13 protein-coding genes are annotated in these 16,442 nt (G+C 64.8%); 3 read left to right on the forward strand and 10 right to left on the reverse strand.

The genetic code is table 11. The annotated features are described in order from the left end of the window. Positions 1 to 108 precede the first annotated feature (108 nt). Positions 109 to 729, forward strand: a complete 621-nt coding sequence (locus ACVJ6E_RS13075) for a TRAP transporter small permease (RefSeq protein WP_120269704.1) — start codon at positions 109 to 111, stop codon at positions 727 to 729. A 7-nt stretch (positions 730 to 736) separates the two neighbouring features. Beyond that, the gene (locus tag ACVJ6E_RS13080) at positions 737 to 2,143 is read left to right on the forward strand and encodes a TRAP transporter large permease (RefSeq protein ID WP_120269703.1); all 1,407 of its coding nucleotides are present in this window, start codon (positions 737 to 739) and stop codon (positions 2,141 to 2,143) included. 99 nt (positions 2,144 to 2,242) lie between these two features. Here ACVJ6E_RS13080 and ACVJ6E_RS13085 read toward each other — a convergent pair whose 3' ends face one another. From ACVJ6E_RS13085 to ACVJ6E_RS13130, 10 genes are all read right to left on the reverse strand, one after another. After that, positions 2,243 to 2,524, reverse strand: a complete 282-nt coding sequence (locus ACVJ6E_RS13085) for an SCP2 sterol-binding domain-containing protein (protein ID WP_120269702.1) — start codon at positions 2,522 to 2,524, stop codon at positions 2,243 to 2,245. A gap of 99 nt (positions 2,525 to 2,623) precedes the next feature. Next, positions 2,624 to 4,423 (reverse strand): IlvD/Edd family dehydratase, encoded by a 1,800-nt coding sequence (locus ACVJ6E_RS13090; RefSeq protein WP_120269701.1) that lies wholly within the window; start codon positions 4,421 to 4,423, stop codon positions 2,624 to 2,626. 68 nt (positions 4,424 to 4,491) lie between these two features. Next, positions 4,492 to 6,729 carry a heavy metal translocating P-type ATPase gene (locus tag ACVJ6E_RS13095; RefSeq protein ID WP_120269700.1) on the reverse strand — a complete coding sequence of 746 codons (2,238 nt, stop codon included), beginning with the start codon at positions 6,727 to 6,729 and terminating at the stop codon, positions 4,492 to 4,494. A 136-nt stretch (positions 6,730 to 6,865) separates the two neighbouring features. Next, positions 6,866 to 7,894 carry an oligopeptide/dipeptide ABC transporter ATP-binding protein gene (locus ACVJ6E_RS13100; protein ID WP_120269699.1) on the reverse strand — a complete coding sequence of 343 codons (1,029 nt, stop codon included), beginning with the start codon at positions 7,892 to 7,894 and terminating at the stop codon, positions 6,866 to 6,868. Continuing rightward, positions 7,891 to 8,877 carry an ABC transporter ATP-binding protein gene (locus ACVJ6E_RS13105; RefSeq protein ID WP_120269698.1) on the reverse strand — a complete coding sequence of 329 codons (987 nt, stop codon included), beginning with the start codon at positions 8,875 to 8,877 and terminating at the stop codon, positions 7,891 to 7,893. Before ACVJ6E_RS13105 ends, ACVJ6E_RS13100 begins: the two co-directional genes overlap by 4 nt. A gap of 27 nt (positions 8,878 to 8,904) precedes the next feature. Then, positions 8,905 to 9,864, reverse strand: a complete 960-nt coding sequence (locus tag ACVJ6E_RS13110; protein ID WP_120269697.1) for an ABC transporter permease — start codon at positions 9,862 to 9,864, stop codon at positions 8,905 to 8,907. A gap of 9 nt (positions 9,865 to 9,873) precedes the next feature. Beyond that, on the reverse strand, positions 9,874 to 10,851 hold the full coding sequence (locus tag ACVJ6E_RS13115) for an ABC transporter permease (RefSeq protein WP_120269696.1): 978 nt from the start codon (positions 10,849 to 10,851) through the stop codon (positions 9,874 to 9,876). A gap of 147 nt (positions 10,852 to 10,998) precedes the next feature. After that, positions 10,999 to 12,582 carry an ABC transporter substrate-binding protein gene (locus ACVJ6E_RS13120; RefSeq protein ID WP_120269695.1) on the reverse strand — a complete coding sequence of 528 codons (1,584 nt, stop codon included), beginning with the start codon at positions 12,580 to 12,582 and terminating at the stop codon, positions 10,999 to 11,001. Positions 12,583 to 13,070: 488 nt separating this feature from the next. Next, a complete protein-coding gene (gene argE, locus ACVJ6E_RS13125; RefSeq protein ID WP_120269694.1) occupies positions 13,071 to 14,231 on the reverse strand; it encodes an acetylornithine deacetylase in 1,161 nt (386 codons plus the stop codon). A 16-nt stretch (positions 14,232 to 14,247) separates the two neighbouring features. Further along, complete coding sequence (locus tag ACVJ6E_RS13130) at positions 14,248 to 15,951, reverse strand: adenylate/guanylate cyclase domain-containing protein (RefSeq protein WP_208996761.1); 1,704 nt, start codon at positions 15,949 to 15,951, stop codon at positions 14,248 to 14,250. Between the two features lie 142 nt (positions 15,952 to 16,093). On the opposite strand from ACVJ6E_RS13130, the gene ACVJ6E_RS13135 reads away from it, so the two are divergent. Continuing rightward, a complete protein-coding gene (locus ACVJ6E_RS13135; RefSeq protein ID WP_120269693.1) occupies positions 16,094 to 16,441 on the forward strand; it encodes an ArsC family reductase in 348 nt (115 codons plus the stop codon). The last annotated feature ends 1 nt before the right edge of the window (position 16,442 follow it).

Here is a 16,442-nt window from a genome sequence, read left to right on the forward strand (position 1 = left end):
GCGGATCGCTCCCGGCAAGTCGCGCGCAGAACGAGGGCCATGCCCCTTGCGCCGACCGGTAGCCTTCCGAACCTCGTTCCCGACATAACAGATACATTGGGGGAAGCGATGCAACGCGTCGACAACTGGGTCACGCGCTTCGAGGAGAACGTGATCGCACTTCTGCTCGCGGCGATGACCATCGTGACCTTCACTCAGGTGGTTGCCCGCTACGGCTTCAACTCCGGCTGGACCGGAGCACTCGAACTCACCCGCATTCTCTTTGCCTGGCTGATCCTGTTCGGCATGAGCTACGGGGTGAAGATGGGCACGCATCTGGGCGTCGATGCGGTCATTCGCCTGTTCCCGGCGCCGATCTTCCGCATTCTTGCGATTTTCGGCGCTCTTTGCGGTGTGGCCTATGCGGTCATCCTGCTGCATTCCGACTGGCTGCAATGGTTCGGCATCAGCACGCGGGGCGGCGCCATCGACTACTGGTCGCGCATGCATCGCATCGGCATCGGCCTCGATGACCTGCGCTATCCGGAGCTGGTGCAGGAGATGTTCGGTACCCAGGAGCGCGTTCAGCGCTGGATCGCCTATCTGATCCTGCCCGTGGGACTGGCCCTCTTCGCATTCCGCTGCGCCCAGGCGGCCTGGCAGATCTTCACCGGCAAGCGCGAGATGATGATCGCAGCGCACGAAGCGGAAGAGCTCGTTGCCGAAAACAAAAACGTGCTGAAGGACTGATCCCGCCATGGAAGCCGGTGTTCTCTTCATCATGGTGCTCGGGCTGCTGTTCCTCGGCGTCCCGATCGCGATCGCGCTGGGCTTGTCCAGCGTCCTGACGATCGCCTTCTTCTCTCAGGACTCGATGTCCTCGGTCGCTCTGCAGCTGTTCACGGCCTCGCAGAACTACACGCTTCTGGCGATCCCGTTCTTCATTCTCGCCTCTGCCTTCATGTCGACGGGCGGTGTCGCCCGGCGCATCATTCGCTTTGCCATCGCCTGCGTCGGTCATCTGCGCGGCGGCATGGCGATCGCGGCCGTCTTCTCGTGCATGCTCTTTGCGGCGCTGTCCGGCTCCTCGCCGGCGACCGTGGTCGCGATCGGCACCATCGCCATCGCCGGCATGCGGCAGGTCGGCTACACGAAGGAGTTCGCTGCAGGCGTCATCGCCAATGCGGGCACGCTCGGCATCCTCATCCCGCCGTCCATCGTCATGGTGGTCTATGCCGCAGCGACGGACGTGTCCGTCGGCCGCATGTTCCTTGCCGGCGTCATTCCAGGTCTTGTGGCCGGCCTGATGCTGATGTTGGCGATCTACGTGAACGCACGCATCAAGAACATGCCCAAGCAGCCGTTCGGCGGTCTGGGCGAGGTCGCCTCTGCTGCCGGCGAGGCGGGCTTCGGCCTGCTGCTGATCGTCATCATTCTCGGCGGCATCTACGGCGGCATCTTCACGCCGACGGAGGCGGCCGCGGTGGCCGCGGTCTACTCGTTCCTGATCGCCATCTTCATCTATCGCGACATGGGACCGCTCAAGGGCGTTCCCATGCGCAAGGATGGCGAGACGCTGGGGGCGGCGATCCTGCGCAACGTGTGGTTGACCGTGGTTTATTTCCTGCCCGGTTGCGTTCACAGCGACACACGCAAGGTGCTGGTCGACGCATCGAAGACGACGGTGATGCTGATGTTCATCATCGTCAACGCGCTGCTCTTCGCCCACACCCTGACGGCCGAGCGCATTCCGCAGGCGATCACCGACTGGATGATCGGTGCGGGCTTCACCTGGTTCACCTTCCTGATCGCCGTGAACATCCTGCTGCTGATCGGCGGCCAGTTCATGGAGCCGTCGGGCCTGCTGCTGATCGTCGCTCCGGTGGTGTTCCCCATCGGCATGGCGCTCGGCGTCGACCCGATCCATCTCGGCATCATCATGGTGGTGAACATGGAGATCGGCATGATTACACCGCCCATCGGCCTCAACCTGTTCGTGACATCAGGCATAACAGGCATGAGCCTCGTTCAGGTGGTGCGGGCGGCAGCACCCTTCGTGCTGATCCTGTTCATCTTCCTGATCCTGGTGACCTATGTGCCGGCACTGTCGACCTGGCTGCCCTACTCGCTGATGGGGCCGGAGCTGGTCACCCGAACGGGCTGACCTTAAGGTCGGGCAATGCCGCAACAACAAAGACCCCGGCGATGGTTCCATCGCCGGGGTCTTTCGTTCTTACGAAACGGTAAGCTCGAGGGCTTGCCGTCAGACGATGCTGCCGAGCTTCATGGCAACGCCCATGTCGCCGGCGACCTTGATCTTCCCGGTCATGAAGGCCGTGGTCGGATTGAGCTCTCCGGCCAGCAGATCCGCCAGGTTCTCCTGCGAGATCGAGATCGTGCAGTCGGCGTCCTTGTCCTCGTTGGAGACGTTGGAGCCCTCGACATAGATGACGCCCGCATCGCCGCAGTCGAACTTCACGCTGTCGGAGATGCCGCCACCGGCCACCTTGCCGCGTACGGCCTCGGTCAGTTCATCCATCGTCATGCTTGTCCTCCTGTCGCCGGATCCGATTGGTCGCACCCAATCATGACGCTTACGTAATCGTCAAGTGCGTTTGGGTTTCTCCAACCATGTACCACGCGCTTAGTGGTTGTTTCTCGGCAATCCCTTGGAGGCGGCGATATCGCGATAGGCGACAGCCGGTTTCAGGACCATGCCCTTGTCGAATTGATCGACGATGCCACGCTGGATTTCCTGCCAGGGCGTCTGGTGATCCGGGATCGCGAAACCGCCGGCCGTCGCGAGCTCCGCCCGTCGCTGCTCCAGCTCCTCGTCCGGGATCAGGATATTGGCCGTGCAGGCTCTGAGGTCGATGCGAACCCGGTCGCCGGTCCTAAGCAGGGCGAGGCCGCCTCCAGCTGCTGCCTCCGGCGAGGCGTTGAGGATCGAGGCCGAACCGGAGGTGCCGGACTGGCGTCCGTCGCCGATACAGGGCATGGCGTGGATGCCGCGTTTGATGAGGGCCGTAGGGGGCTGCATGTTGACCACCTCCGCGCCGCCCGGATAGCCGATCGGACCGGTGCCGCGAATGAACAGCAGGCAGGTCTCGTCGATCTCCAGCTCCGGATCGTCGATGCGATGGTGATAGTCCTCCGGCCCTTCGAAGACGATGGCGCGGCCTTCGAAGGCGTCCGGATCGTCCGGGTTGGACAGGTAGCGGTCGCGGAACTCCTTCGAGATCACGCTCGTCTTCATGATGGCGCTGTCGAAGAGGTTGCCCTTCAGGTTCAGGAAGCCGGCCTTGTCGACCAAGGGATCGCTCACCGGCCGGATCACCCGCGTATCCAGGTTCTCCGCGGTGCTGCAATTGTCGCCGAGGCTCTTGCCGTTGACGGTCAGTGCCTGCGGATGGGGCAGGCGGTCTGCCTTCATCAGCTCGCCGATGACTGCCGGCACGCCGCCGGCATGGTGATAGTCCTCGCCGAGATATTCGCCGGCCGGCTGCATGTTGACGATCAGCGGAACGTCGTGGCCGAGACGCTGCCAGTCATCGTTGTCGAGCGGTACCCCGAGATGCCGGGCGACCGCATTCAGATGAATCGGCGCGTTGGTCGAGCCGCCGATGGCCGAGTTGACGACGATGGCGTTCTCGAAAGCCTCGCGGGTCATGATGTCGGAGGGCTTGAGGTCTTCCCAGACCATGTCGACGATCCTGAGGCCTGTCTGGTAGGCGATCTGCGCGCGCTCACGGTAGGTGGCGGGAATGGCCGCGCCTCCCGGCAGCTGCATGCCCAGAGCTTCGGCTAGCGAGTTCATCGTCGTCGCCGTGCCCATCGTGTTGCAATAGCCGACCGAGGGAGCCGACGAGGCGACGAGATCCATGAAGCCGGCATAGTCGATCTCGCCGGCGGCGAGCATCTCGCGCGCCTTCCAGACGATGGTGCCGGAGCCGGTTCGCTCGCCTCGGTGCCAGCCATTGAGCATCGGCCCGACCGAAAGGCCAATGGCCGGAATATTGACGGTCGCCGCCGCCATCAGGCAGGCGGGGGTGGTCTTGTCGCAGCCGATGGTCAGGACCACGCCGTCGATGGGGTAGCCGTAGAGCAGCTCCACCAGACCGAGATAGGCGAGATTGCGATCGAGCGAGGCTGTCGGCCGCTTGCCGGTTTCCTGGATCGGATGAACCGGGAACTCGAAGCAGATGCCACCGGCCTCGCGGATGCCTTCACGCACCCGCTTGGCCAGCTCGATGTGGTGGCGGTTGCATGGCGAGAGATCGGAACCCGTCTGGGCAATGCCGATGATCGGCTTGCCGGACTGCAGTTCCTCCCGCGTCAGCCCGTAGTTCAGATAGCGTTCGATATAGAGCGCTGTCATGCCCGGATCGTCGGGATTGTCGAACCAGGCGCGTGAACGAAGGCGTTTGGGGTCTCTCGCGGTCATGCTTGTCTCCGATGGCCAACTGATAGCTCTATTTGTATTACAATATAGCGCAGATCAATGGCCTACGGTCATTTCCGGCTCTCCTGCGCCCGCCAGCGGCGCAGCAGGGCCGCGTTGGTGACGACGGAGACCGACGACAGGGCCATGGCCGCTCCCGCAAGGGCCGGCGTCAGCATGCCGAGCGCGGCAAGCGGGATCCCCACGACATTGTAGATGAAGGCCCAGAAGAGGTTCTGGCGGATCTTGCGAACCGTGGCGCGGGAAATGTCGATCGCGTCGGCGACGAGATCGGGGCGGGAGCGCATCAAGGTGACGCCCGCCGTTTCCATGGCTACTTCCGTGCCGCTGCCCATGGCAATGCCGACGCTGGCCGCAGCGAGCGCGGGCGCATCGTTCACCCCGTCGCCGACCATGGCGACGGTCCGGCCGGCTCCTGTGAGGTCGGCGATGGTCTCCGCCTTTCCTTCAGGTGCGACACCGGCGATCACCCGGCCGATGCCGGCCTCGGCGGCGACCGCTCGTGCCACGGCTTCCGTGTCGCCGGTGAGCATCACCGTCTCGATGTCCATGTCGGCAAGGCGTTTCAGGGCGGCCGGGGTTTCATCGCGCAAGGTGTCGGCCATCGCGATCACGCCGACAGCCCGGCCGGCAACCGCAACGCCTGCGCAGGTCTTTCCCTGTGCTTCGAACTCACGGAAGATCTGCAGCACGAGGAACGTGTCGACCGAGTTGTTCTCCAGCAGCCGGCGGTTGCCGATCAGGACCTGTTCATCGGCGATTTCCGCAATGATGCCCTGGCCGGTAACGGCTCGGAAGTTTCCGGGTCGCGACAGTTCGAGGCCGCGCTCGCGTGCGGCTGCGACGATGGCGCCCGCCAGCGGATGCTCGCTGGGAAGCTGGGCGCTGGCGGCGATGCGCAGCAGGCGATCCTGGTTGCCGTCGAAGGCACGGATGTCCGTGACTGCGGGGGTGCCGCGGGTGAGCGTGCCGGTCTTGTCGAACACGACCGTGTTTACCGAATGCGCGGTTTCGAGTGCCTCGATGTCCCGGATCAGGATGCCGGCGCGTGCCGCCGCCCCGGTTCCGGCGACCAGTGCCGTCGGGGTCGCAAGGCCGAGCGCACAGGGACAGGCGATCACCAGAACGGCGACTGTCGCACCGATGGCGGCATCGAGACCGGCGCCCGAGAACCACCAGCCCGCGAAAGTGGCCAGCGCCACCAGGACGACGACGGGCACGAAGATCGCGGAGACCTTGTCCACCAGTTTCTGCACTGGCGCACGGGAGTTCTGCGCGTTCTCGACGAGGCGGATGATCGAGGCGAGCTTGCTGTCGCCCGCAACGGCGCTGACCTCGACAGTCAGGGCGCCGGAGCCGTTGATGGTCCCGCCGATAACCTCGTCACCGGCGGCCTTGGCGACCGGCATGCTTTCGCCGGTCAGAAGCGCTTCGTCCACCTCGCTGGCGCCGTCGCGCACGGTGCCGTCGACCGGCACACGCTCGCCGGGGCGCACGAGAATGGCGTCGCCCGGAAACAGGCTCTCGACCGGCACGGTCTCGATATCCTCGCCCGAGATCTTGTGGGCGATCTGTGGCTTCAACTCGCTCAAGGCCCGGATGGCGGCCGTGGTGGTGCGCTTTGCGCGCATTTCCAGCAGCTTGCCGAACAGGATCAGCGTCAGGATGACCGAAGAGGCCTCGAAATAGAGATGTCCGGGCTCCTGCGGCCAGGCCATCACGGTTAGGACAAGGCTGTAGCCATAGGCCGCGGTCGTGCCGAGGACCACCAGCACGTCCATGTTGGCGCCGCCGCCGGCGAGTGCCTTGAAGGCGCCCACATAGAAGCGGCGCCCGGCCAGAACCTGTACCAGACCCGCCAGAATGGCCTGCAGCCAGCCCGGGGGCATCAGCATGACGCCGAAGGGCATTGCCACCATCGAAGCGACCATCGGGGCCGACATCAGAGCGGAGAAAATCAGCAGAAGCAGGGTCTGCCGTTCTTCGCGGCGAATGCGGGCGTCGGTTTCGTCCTGTCGGCGCTTTTCTTCCTGCCACCCGGTGGAGCGCTCGCGGGCGGTATATCCCGTCGCCTCCACCGCGGAAATGATGTCTCCGGCCGTCACGCTGCCGTCCGTCTGGACCACCGCTGTCTCCAGCGGCAGGTTGACGGTGGCGCGCAAGATGCCGGGCTTGCGGCTCAGGACTTTCTCGATGCGTGCCGAGCAGGCCGCGCAGGTCATTCCGCCGATATCGAGATGAACGAGAGGCGTGGCTCCGGGCGTCGAGGCCGGGAGTGCGTCACGCATTTTGGGGGCGGCTTGTGTCATCCGCTGATCTCCGTTGCAGGAGCCCTGTCCGGCAGGAGGGCAGGACAGGTTCCGATGGTGTCGGCAACGGGTATAGGACTTCCGGTCACTGGAAGGTCAAGGGGGCAGGGCGAGGTCAGGCCCGCCCTTCCTCGACGGCATGACAGGCGACCCCGGCGCTGCCGGTATCCCGCAGCAGGGGCAGCTCGCTTTTGCAGCGCTCGTTCGCGAGCGGACAGCGCGGATGGAAGGCGCAGCCACTCGGCGGATTGATCGGATTGGGGATCTCGCCTTCGACGGGCCGGCGAGGCGTCCCGGTCATCTCCAGGTCGGGGATCGCGGCCAGCAGCATCCGGGTGTAGGGGTGGCTTGGATTGCGGAAAAGCTCATGACTTTCAGCCACTTCGACAAGGCGGCCGAGATACATCACGCCGATGCGCTTGGCCATGTGGCGGACCACGGCGAGGTCATGGCTGATGAAAAGGTAGGTGAGCCCGAACTCGTCCTGCAGGTCGCGCATCAGGTTGAGGATCTGCGCCTGCACCGACACATCAAGCGCCGAGGTCGGCTCATCGCAGACCAGGAACTCGGGCTTTGACGCAAGCGCGCGGGCAATGCAGATACGCTGCCGCTGTCCGCCGGAGAACTCGTGCGGATACTTCGCGCCATCGCGCGGATGCAGGCGAACCAGTTCAAGCAGTTCGCCGACACGGGCGGAAATCGCCGCCTCGGAACTTTCCAGCTGGAAGGCTCGGATCGGCTCCGCGATGATCCGATCGACCCGCCAGCGCGGGTTGAGGCTCGCGTACGGGTCCTGGAAGATCATCTGGATCCGCCGGCGCAGGTCGCGCATCTCCTGTCCCGACTGGCGGCGCGAGCGCATGTCGACGCCCTCGATGCGGATCTCGCCTGCGCTTGCCTCCAGCAGGCCGACGACCATCTTGGCGACGGTCGACTTGCCCGAGCCTGATTCTCCCACCAGCGCAAAGGTCTCCCCCTTCGAAATGGAGAAGGAAATGTCCTGAGCTGCCTTGAGGAAGGCTTTGGGCGTGCGCTCCAGTACCCGGTTGAGCCAGGGCTTTGAAACGTCGAACGTCCGCGAGAGCGAGCGGACCTCGACAACGGGGCCGTTATCGGCGGCGGCGCGCTGCGTGGCTGTGCTCATCGGCCTGCCCCTTCGGTTTCCAGCAGTTTCCAGCAGGCGGCGTGGCTTTCGCCGGCGGGCATCAGGTCGGGCCGTTCGACGCGACAGCGGTCCATCGTCAGCGAGCAGCGCGGATTGAAGGCGCAGCCGCTGGGAATCGAATCGAGCCGGGGCATGGATCCGGGGATCTGGGTCAGCCGGTCGTGGTCTCCGGTGAGGGAGGGAATCGCGCCCATCAGGCCGATCGTGTAGGGGTGGCTGGGAGACTTGATGACATCCTTGACCGGCCCGATCTCGGCGATGCGCCCGGAATACATCACGGCCACCCGGTCGGCGGTCTCGGCGATGACGCCCATGTCGTGAGTGATCAGCATCACCGCCGTGCCGTGGTCGCGGCACACGCGCTGCAGCAGGCGGATGATCTGCGACTGCACCGAAACGTCGAGAGCGGTGGTCGGTTCGTCGGCGATCACCAGTTCCGGCTCGGCGCACAGGGCAAGGGCGATTACGACGCGTTGGCGCATGCCTCCCGAGAACTGATGCGGATAGGCGGACAGTCGCTGTCCGGCCGCCGGAATGCCGACTTCCTCCAGCAGCGCCACCGCCCGGTCGCGCGCCTCCCGCTCGGAGACGGGCAGGTGCGTCATGATCGTTTCGATGATTTGGTCGCCGATGGTGAAGAGCGGATTGAGGCTGGTCAGCGGGTCCTGAAAGACCATGCCGATGCGCTTGCCGCGCAACTTGCGCATTGCGGCCGGCGACAGGTTGTCGATGCGCTCGCCCTTGAGGCGGATCTCGCCGCCGGCAATGCGCCCGGGTGGCTCGAGCAGGCCGATCACCGCCGTGCCGGTGATCGATTTGCCTGCGCCGGACTCGCCGACGACGCCCAGCACTTCACCCTCGCGCAGGTTGAACGAGATGCCGTCGATCGCCGTCAGCACGCCGCGACGGGTGGGGAATTCGACCCGAAGGTCCTTCACGGAAAGCAGGGGATGTCTCGTCATGATCAGCCGTCTCTGTCCGTGTTCATGTCAGCGCAGTTTCGGGTTGAGGGCATCGCGTAGCCAATCGCCCAGAAGGTTTACTGCCAGCACCAGCACGGCGAGCGCGCAGCCGGGGAACATCGCAATCCACCACTCTCCCGAGAACAGGAAGTCGTTGCCGATGCGCACCAGCGTTCCGAGCGAGGGCTGGGTGGGCGGGATGCCGACGCCGAGGAACGACAGGGTTGCCTCGGTGATGATCGCGAGGCCGAGATTGATCGTGGCGATGACCAGCACCGGCCCGATGACGTTGGGCAGCACATGCCGGATCATGATCAGGAAGGGCGGGATGCCGATCAGCCGGGCAGCCTGCACATATTCCTTGTTGCGCTCCACCAGCGTCGAGCCGCGCACCGTACGGGCGAACTGAACCCAGAAGGACAGTGCGATGGAGAAGACCAGAATCCAGAATGCGAAGCGTTCGCGGTCGAGATTGCCGAAGACGGCGCGGGCGACGCCATCGACCAGCAGCGCGATCAGGATCGCCGGGAAGGTCAGCTGCACTTCGGCCACGCGCATGATGACCGCATCGACCTTGCCGCCGACATAGCCGGCGATCAGTCCGAGCAGCACGCCGACGATTGCGGCGAAGAACACCGACAGGAAGCCGACGGCGATGGAGATGCGGGCGCCGTACAGGATGCCCGAGAACACGTCGCGGCCCTGGTCGTCGGTGCCCAGAAGATAGTTCGGATCGGAATATTCCATGCCGACCGGCGGCAACCGTGCATCGAGAATGGAGATGCTGGCGAGGTCGAACGGATTATGCGGGGCGATCCAGGGCGCAAGGGCCGCACCGAACAGGAACAAGAGCGTCACGATCGCGGAGAGGATGGTGACCTTCGACCGCAGGAAAGAGTGCATGATGTCGCTGTCGAGCATGCGCGACAGCCTGCTGCGGCCGCGCGCGTCCTGCTTGATTGCGCTCTCGTCGGTGGCATTGGTCATGATCGCCTCCTAGTGCGCTGCACGCTCGACCCGCAAGCGCGGATCGACGCGGAAATAGAGCAGGTCGACGATCAGATTGATGATCACGAACAGGAAGGCGATCAGCATCAGGTAGGCCGCCATGATCGGGATATCGACATTCTGGACCGCCTGCAGGAACAGCAGGCCCATGCCCGGCCACTGGAACACCGTTTCGGTGATGATGGCGAAGGCGATGATCGAGCCGAGCTGCAGGCCGGTGATGGTGATGACCGGGACGAGGGTGTTCTTGAGCGCGTGGCGGAAGTTGATGCTGCGCTGACGCAGGCCCCGGGCGCGGGCGAACTTGATGTAGTCGGTGCGGATCACTTCCAGCATCTCCGACCGCACCAGGCGCATGATCAGCGTCATCTGGAACAGGCCGAGCGTGATGGCGGGCAGGATCAACGCCTTGATGCCGCTCCAGGTGAGCAGACCCGTCGACCACCAGCCCAGTTGCACGACTTCGCCGCGGCCGAAACTCGGCAGCCATTGCAGGGTCACTGCGAAGACGAAGATCAGCAGGATGCCGATGAAGAAGGTGGGGAGCGAAATGCCGATCAGTGAGATCGACAGGAAGAGCTTCGACAGCCAGCTGTCCCGGTGCAGGCCCGTGTAGACGCCCATCGGGATACCGACGAGCAGGGCGAACAGGGCCGAGACCAGGGAGAGCTCCAGGGTCGCCGGCAAACGGCGCCCGACCAGTTCGGCGACGGGTTGGCGGAACTGGTAGGAGGTGCCGAAGTCGAACTGTGCCGCCTTGGTGATGAAGCGGCCGAACTGGACGAGCATCGGGTCGTTGAGGCCAAGGCGCTCGCGCAGCGCCTCGCGTTGCTCTGGCGTCGTCTCGACACCGACCATCTGGTTGACCGGGTCGCCGACGAAACGGAACAGGGTGAAGGAGATCAGGGCCACGACAAGCATGACCAGGATGGCCTGCAGGAGGCGGCGGATTGTGAAGGCGAGCATGGGGCCTCTGCGTCAGGTACCTCGACCTTCGGGTCGCAGGTTCCGGTTTCGCTCCGGCGGATCCCTTCTGTCGTCGGGCGGGATTACCGAGAAAAGGCTGCAGCCCGGCACGAAAGTCCGGGCTGCAGAACCGGCAGGGCGCCGGTGTTACTTCTTGACGACCCAGCGATAGTGGAACTGGTCGTCCGCACGCTGCACGACGTCGACGTTCTCAGCGACACCCCAGGCCAGCGCCTGCTGGTGCAGCGGGATGTGGGACACGTCCTCATGCACGATGGTGAAAGCCTGGGCGATCAGCTCGTCGCGCTTGGTCGCGTCGTTCTCGACAAGAATCTGTGCTGCCAGCTCGTCGACCTTCGGATTGCAGTAGCCGCCGAGGTTGAAGGGGCCACCCTTACCCTTGTCGTCGCGGCAACCGGTGATGTTGTGCAGCACGTTCCAGCTGTCGAAGGAACCCGGGGTCCAGCCGAGCAGGTAGAACGAGGTGTCGTAGCCGTTCGAGGCCAGCACCTTGGCGAAATACTGCGCCTTGGGCTGGGCGTTGAGATCCACCTTGATGCCGACGCGGGCAAGGAAGGAGGCAACCGCCTGGCAGATCGCCTCGTCGTTGACGTAGCGATCGTTCGGGCAGTCCATGCCGACCGAGAAACCGTCCGCATAGCCGGCCTCGGCGAGCAGAGCCTTGGAGGCCTCGGGATCATACGGGTGACGCTTGAACTCGTCCGACCGCGAGTACTGGAACGGCGAGATCAGCAGGGCGGACGGGGTCGACAGGCCGCGCATCACCTTGTCGCGGATCGCGTCCATGTCGATGGCCTGGTAGAAGGCCTTGCGGACCCGCACGTCCTTGAACGGGTTCTTGCCCTTCACGCTGGAATAGAGCAGCTCGTCGCGCTTCTGGTCGAAGCCGAGGAAGATGGTGCGCAGCTCCGGACCGGTGAGGGCCTTGGTCTGCGGGCTGTCCTCGACGCGCTTGATGTCCTGGACCGGGATCGGGAACACCATGTCGAGTTCGCCTGACAGCAGCGCCGCGACGCGGGTCGCATCGGAGCCGATCGGCGTGAACTCGACCTTGTCGATGTTGCCGGCGACCTTGTCCCACCAGTTCTCGTTCTTCTCGAACGTGGTCTTCACGCCCGGCTCATGGCTGATGAGCTTGTAGGAGCCCGTGCCGTTGGCGTGCAGCGAGGCGTAGTTCGGCGCGGTGTCGGACGCGGAGGTGACCTTCACGGCGTTGTTCGCCTCGGTCCATTCCTTGTCCATGATGTACCAGGTGTCCCACTCGTAGTGGAGAATGGGATTCGGGCCGGTCAGCACGAAGTCGACGGTGTGATCGTCGACCTTCTCGACCTTCACGTCGGCGCCGATGCGCGTTGTGAGGTCCGAGCCTTCGGAACGGATGCGCTCGGCGGAGAACACCACGTCGTCGGCCGTGAAGTCGTTGCCGTTGTGGAACTTGACGCCCTTGCGCAGGTAGAAGCGCCAGCGGGTCGGCTCAAGGATTTCCCAGCGCTCCGCCAGGCCGGGCTCGATCGTGAGGTCGGGAGCACGCCGGGTCAGACCCTCGTAGACATTGCCGAGCGTGCCAAGCGTGAAGGTCTCGTTCAGGGAGTAGGGATCGAGCTGGTTCAGGGTGCCCTGGAAGGCATAGCGGAGCGTTTCCGCCGATGCAGCCGTTCCCAGCAGCGACGTGATGAGTGCTGCCGCAGCTATTGTCGATTTGATGCGCATAGTCCCCTCATGACTTATCGTTGTCTCGGGCTCCTCCGACGCCGACCTCAACGGATGGCGCCGACCCGATGTGCCGCATTTTTGCGGATCACCAGACTGCATCTAAGCAATGTCGAAAGCGACAGTCCAGCATGCGCTGGATGCGAAAGAGAGGAATGGCGTATGACGTAACGGAATGGCCGTCCTGTCTCCGCACCGTTCCTTGCGGAACGCGCGCCAGATCCTCGCATGCAAGCGCCAGGTGCCTGTGGATTATCTGTTCGGCTCGCAGGCAGGTGTGATCCGAATTGGCAGGGGCGGGGCTCGCAGCTCCGGCGGGAAACGCGATGTCGAAGCTGTTCGGGTAGACGGGCGGGGAGCGCAAAAAAAGCGCGCGCCGTAGATGCGCGGCGCCGGGCCGCTCGGCCGAGGCTGTTCCGGCCAAGCGGTTCTTCTGGCGATCAGCGCCGGATCGGGCGCCATTTTCGACGGAATTGCGTGCCGGCGATCTAGCGGCACATGTCGGCGATCAGCCGCGAAACGAACCTGTCCGCCGCGGCGATCTCCGCCTTCTCGATGAATTCGTCCGGCTGGTGGGCCTGGTCAATGGAGCCCGGGCCGCACACGACGGCGGAAATGCCCCGTTCCTGGAACTGGCCGGCCTCTGTGCCGTAGACGACCATCTGGCGGCTGTTGTCGCCGGTCAGACGGCGGGCGAGCGCTTCGGCCGGACCGTCCTGCTCCTCGCTGAGAGCGGGGGCATAGGCGATCTTCTCCACGCTGACCCCGGTGTCCGGATGGATCGCGTGCATGCCCGGCTCGATCTGCGTGCGGATGAAGCCGTCCAACCGCTCCAGCCAGGCTTCCAGCGTGTCGCCGGGAACGGTGCGGATGTCGCAGAAGAACGAGCAGGAGCGCGAGACGATATTGGCCGCCGTGCCGCCCTCGATCACGCCGCAATGGAGCGTGGTGAAGGGCGGATCCATGGCAAGGGTGGGATCGGCGGCGCGCTGGTTTTCGCGGGTGCGATCGTCCAGCCAGGAAATGATGCGGGCAGCGTTGGCGATCGCCGAGACGCCACGATCCCACTGGCTGGAGTGAACCGAGTGGCCGCGAACCGTGACGCGGATGACCGCCGTTCCCTTGTGCGCGGTGATGACGCGCATGTTGCTGGGCTCGCCGACAACCACCATCGAGGGCTTGGGACCGCTGCGCAGCATCGAATCGATCATCGGCGGGGCACCGATGCACCCCAGTTCCTCGTCATAGGACAGGGCGATGTGGATCGGCCGAGTCAGGGGGGCGGCGACCATCTGCGGCACGGCGGCCAGTGCGACGGCGGCAAAGCCCTTCATGTCGCAGGTGCCGCGGCCATAGAGCCGACCGTCCGCCTCGCGCAGGACGAACGGGTCGCTGCTCCAGGCTTGTCCTTCGACGGGCACGACGTCGGTATGGGCCGACAGGGCGACGCCGCCGTCCTTCTGCGGGCCGATCACCGCATGAAGCGCGGCCTTGGCGCCGGTGGCGTCGGGCACGCGTTGCGATGCGATGCCATGGCCGGCGAGATAGGTTTCGACGAAGTCGATGAGATCGAGGTTGCTGTTGGAAGAGACCGTCGGAAAGGCGACGAGACGAGCAAGCATTTCCTGGGAAGAATACTGTTGCGACATGGAGAGGAAGACCTGATCAGGCGGGGGAAGAAGACGACTTGCCGAGAGTATCGACCAGGTGCGCCGGCGGGTCGAGAGCGAAAACATCGAGCGGCTCGCGTCGGCCTCTGACCGCGATCTCCGTTCTGCCCGTCAGGTCGCAGGTGTAGCCGGCAGCCTCCAGCACGGCGCTCGACACGACGAGACTGTGGCCCAGTTCCTTCGTTGCGGTCTCCAGCCGGCTGGCGATGTTGACGACATCGCCGAGCGCGGTGATGCGGCCGCTGGCACCGTTGCCGCTGACCGCGCCGATGCGGCCGAGGATCACCGGCCCGGCATGCAGGCCCATGCCGACCCGCAGCGGCGCGCTGAGCTGCGGGCCGAGTTCGACATTCAGCCGCTCGATGGTTTCCGCGATGGCACTGGTTGCTGCCAGGGCGTTACGGCACCCGGCCTGCAGACCGTCCTTCATGCCGAAGATCGCCATCACGCCGTCGCCGATGAACTTGTCGACATAGCCGCCGCAGGCTTCGATGGCGCGGGCGGTCTCGCCAAGATAGCGGTTGAGCAGGAACACGACGTCGTAGGAAAGGCGGGTTTCGGCAAGGCCCGTGAAGTTGCGCAGGTCGATGAACAAGATTGCCGCCGGCTGCTCCACGCCCCAGTGATAGGCATCGCCATCGGATCCGGCGACCCGCACAGCGCCGCTTGCCGGCACCAGGGGCTGGACCTTGAGGGGAGCTTCCGGCCGCACTTGGCAGGCGAGGCGGATGTCCTCGCCCGCGCTGATCCTGGTCAGCACCTTGGCTTCGGTGGCGGACGGGGCGGGCAACGTGTCCAGCCCGTCGAGAATGCGGGTCCGGCATGTCGAGCAGCGCGCGCGCCCACCGCAGACATCGGCATGGGGAATGCCGTTCATCTTGCTGATTTCCAGCAATGTCGGGCCGGGGGCGACCTTCACCACCCGGTCGCCCGGGTAGGTGATCTCGATTGTCTGGCGCGAGCGGCGGACAAGCGCCCTGAGGACGATGACGACGACGACCAGCGCAACCAGCGCATAAAAGCCGTTGCGCAAAATGGTGACCAGCGGATCGGACCAGGAGGTCATTTCCTGGGTCAGGGGGAACGGCGTGTTCTCCATCAGGCGCAGTCGGCGGCCCGCGTCGATCCAGCCCCAGGACGCCAATACGGGCACGAGAAGCGCTAGGGCGAACAGAAACGGCTTGAACGGTGCGTAGCCGGGCTTCAGGCGCAGCCAGAAGTGTACCCCGATCATGCCGTGCAGCCAGACCAGCAGCATCAAGACGGTCTGGTTGAAAATCAGGCCGGGCCACAGGACCGTGAGCACGTTGCGGTAGGTGTCCTCATAGCCGAAGCGATAAGCCAACCCGCCGGTGCCGATGGCATGGGGCAGCAGGAGGAAGGGTATGGAAAGCCCGAGCAGGAGCTGCGCCCACTGCCAGGCTGAAAGGCGAAGGCTGCGGCGGCGGGCGGTCTTCCACAGGGCGAGTGCGATGTGCACCAAGAGGGACGAGAGCAGTAGGATTTCGCCGGGCGGGCTGCGCCAGATGGCAAGAAATACCTGCCGTCCGGCCTCCATCGCCTCGATCGACCAGATGCCGAGCATGTGGTTGAGGAAGTGGCTGAACGCGAAGGCGAGCAGCACAAGGCCGCTGCCCAGCCTGAGCCGCTGCCGGATTCCCTGTCCGTCCGCAGACGCGGACGTCTTCTTCTGTGCCATCCAAGCCGCCGTCCGCTCGTCCCGCAGCTTGCGGGAAGGTCACGTCTTCCGGGCCCGGCCTTGACGTTGCAAGCGCCGGTCGCCCATCCTGCGGCGACCCTTGGCGATGTCTCGCCAACCCCTCCTGTCAGGAACCCTGACCATGGCCGCCATGCTCTACGGTATACCGAATTGCGACACGGTGAAGAAGGCTCGCCGTTTCCTCGACGAAAACGGCGTCGCCTACACCTTTCACGACTACAAGAAGGCCGGCGTCGACGAAGGCCTGTTGCGGTCCTTCTTCGAGGCTTTCGGATGGGAGGCCGTGGTCAACACGCGCGGCACCACCTGGCGCAAGCTGCCGGACGAAACGAAAGCCAAGGCGGCCGGTGAGGCCGGAGCGCTCACCGTGCTCATGGAGAACCCGTCAGCGATCAAGCGGCCGATCTATCACGATGGCGACCGCTGGCTGATCGGGTTCGATCCGGCGTCCTGGTCGACGCTGCGCTGAC

The sequence above is a fragment of the Stappia sp. G46H5W genome, from assembly GCF_058448995.1.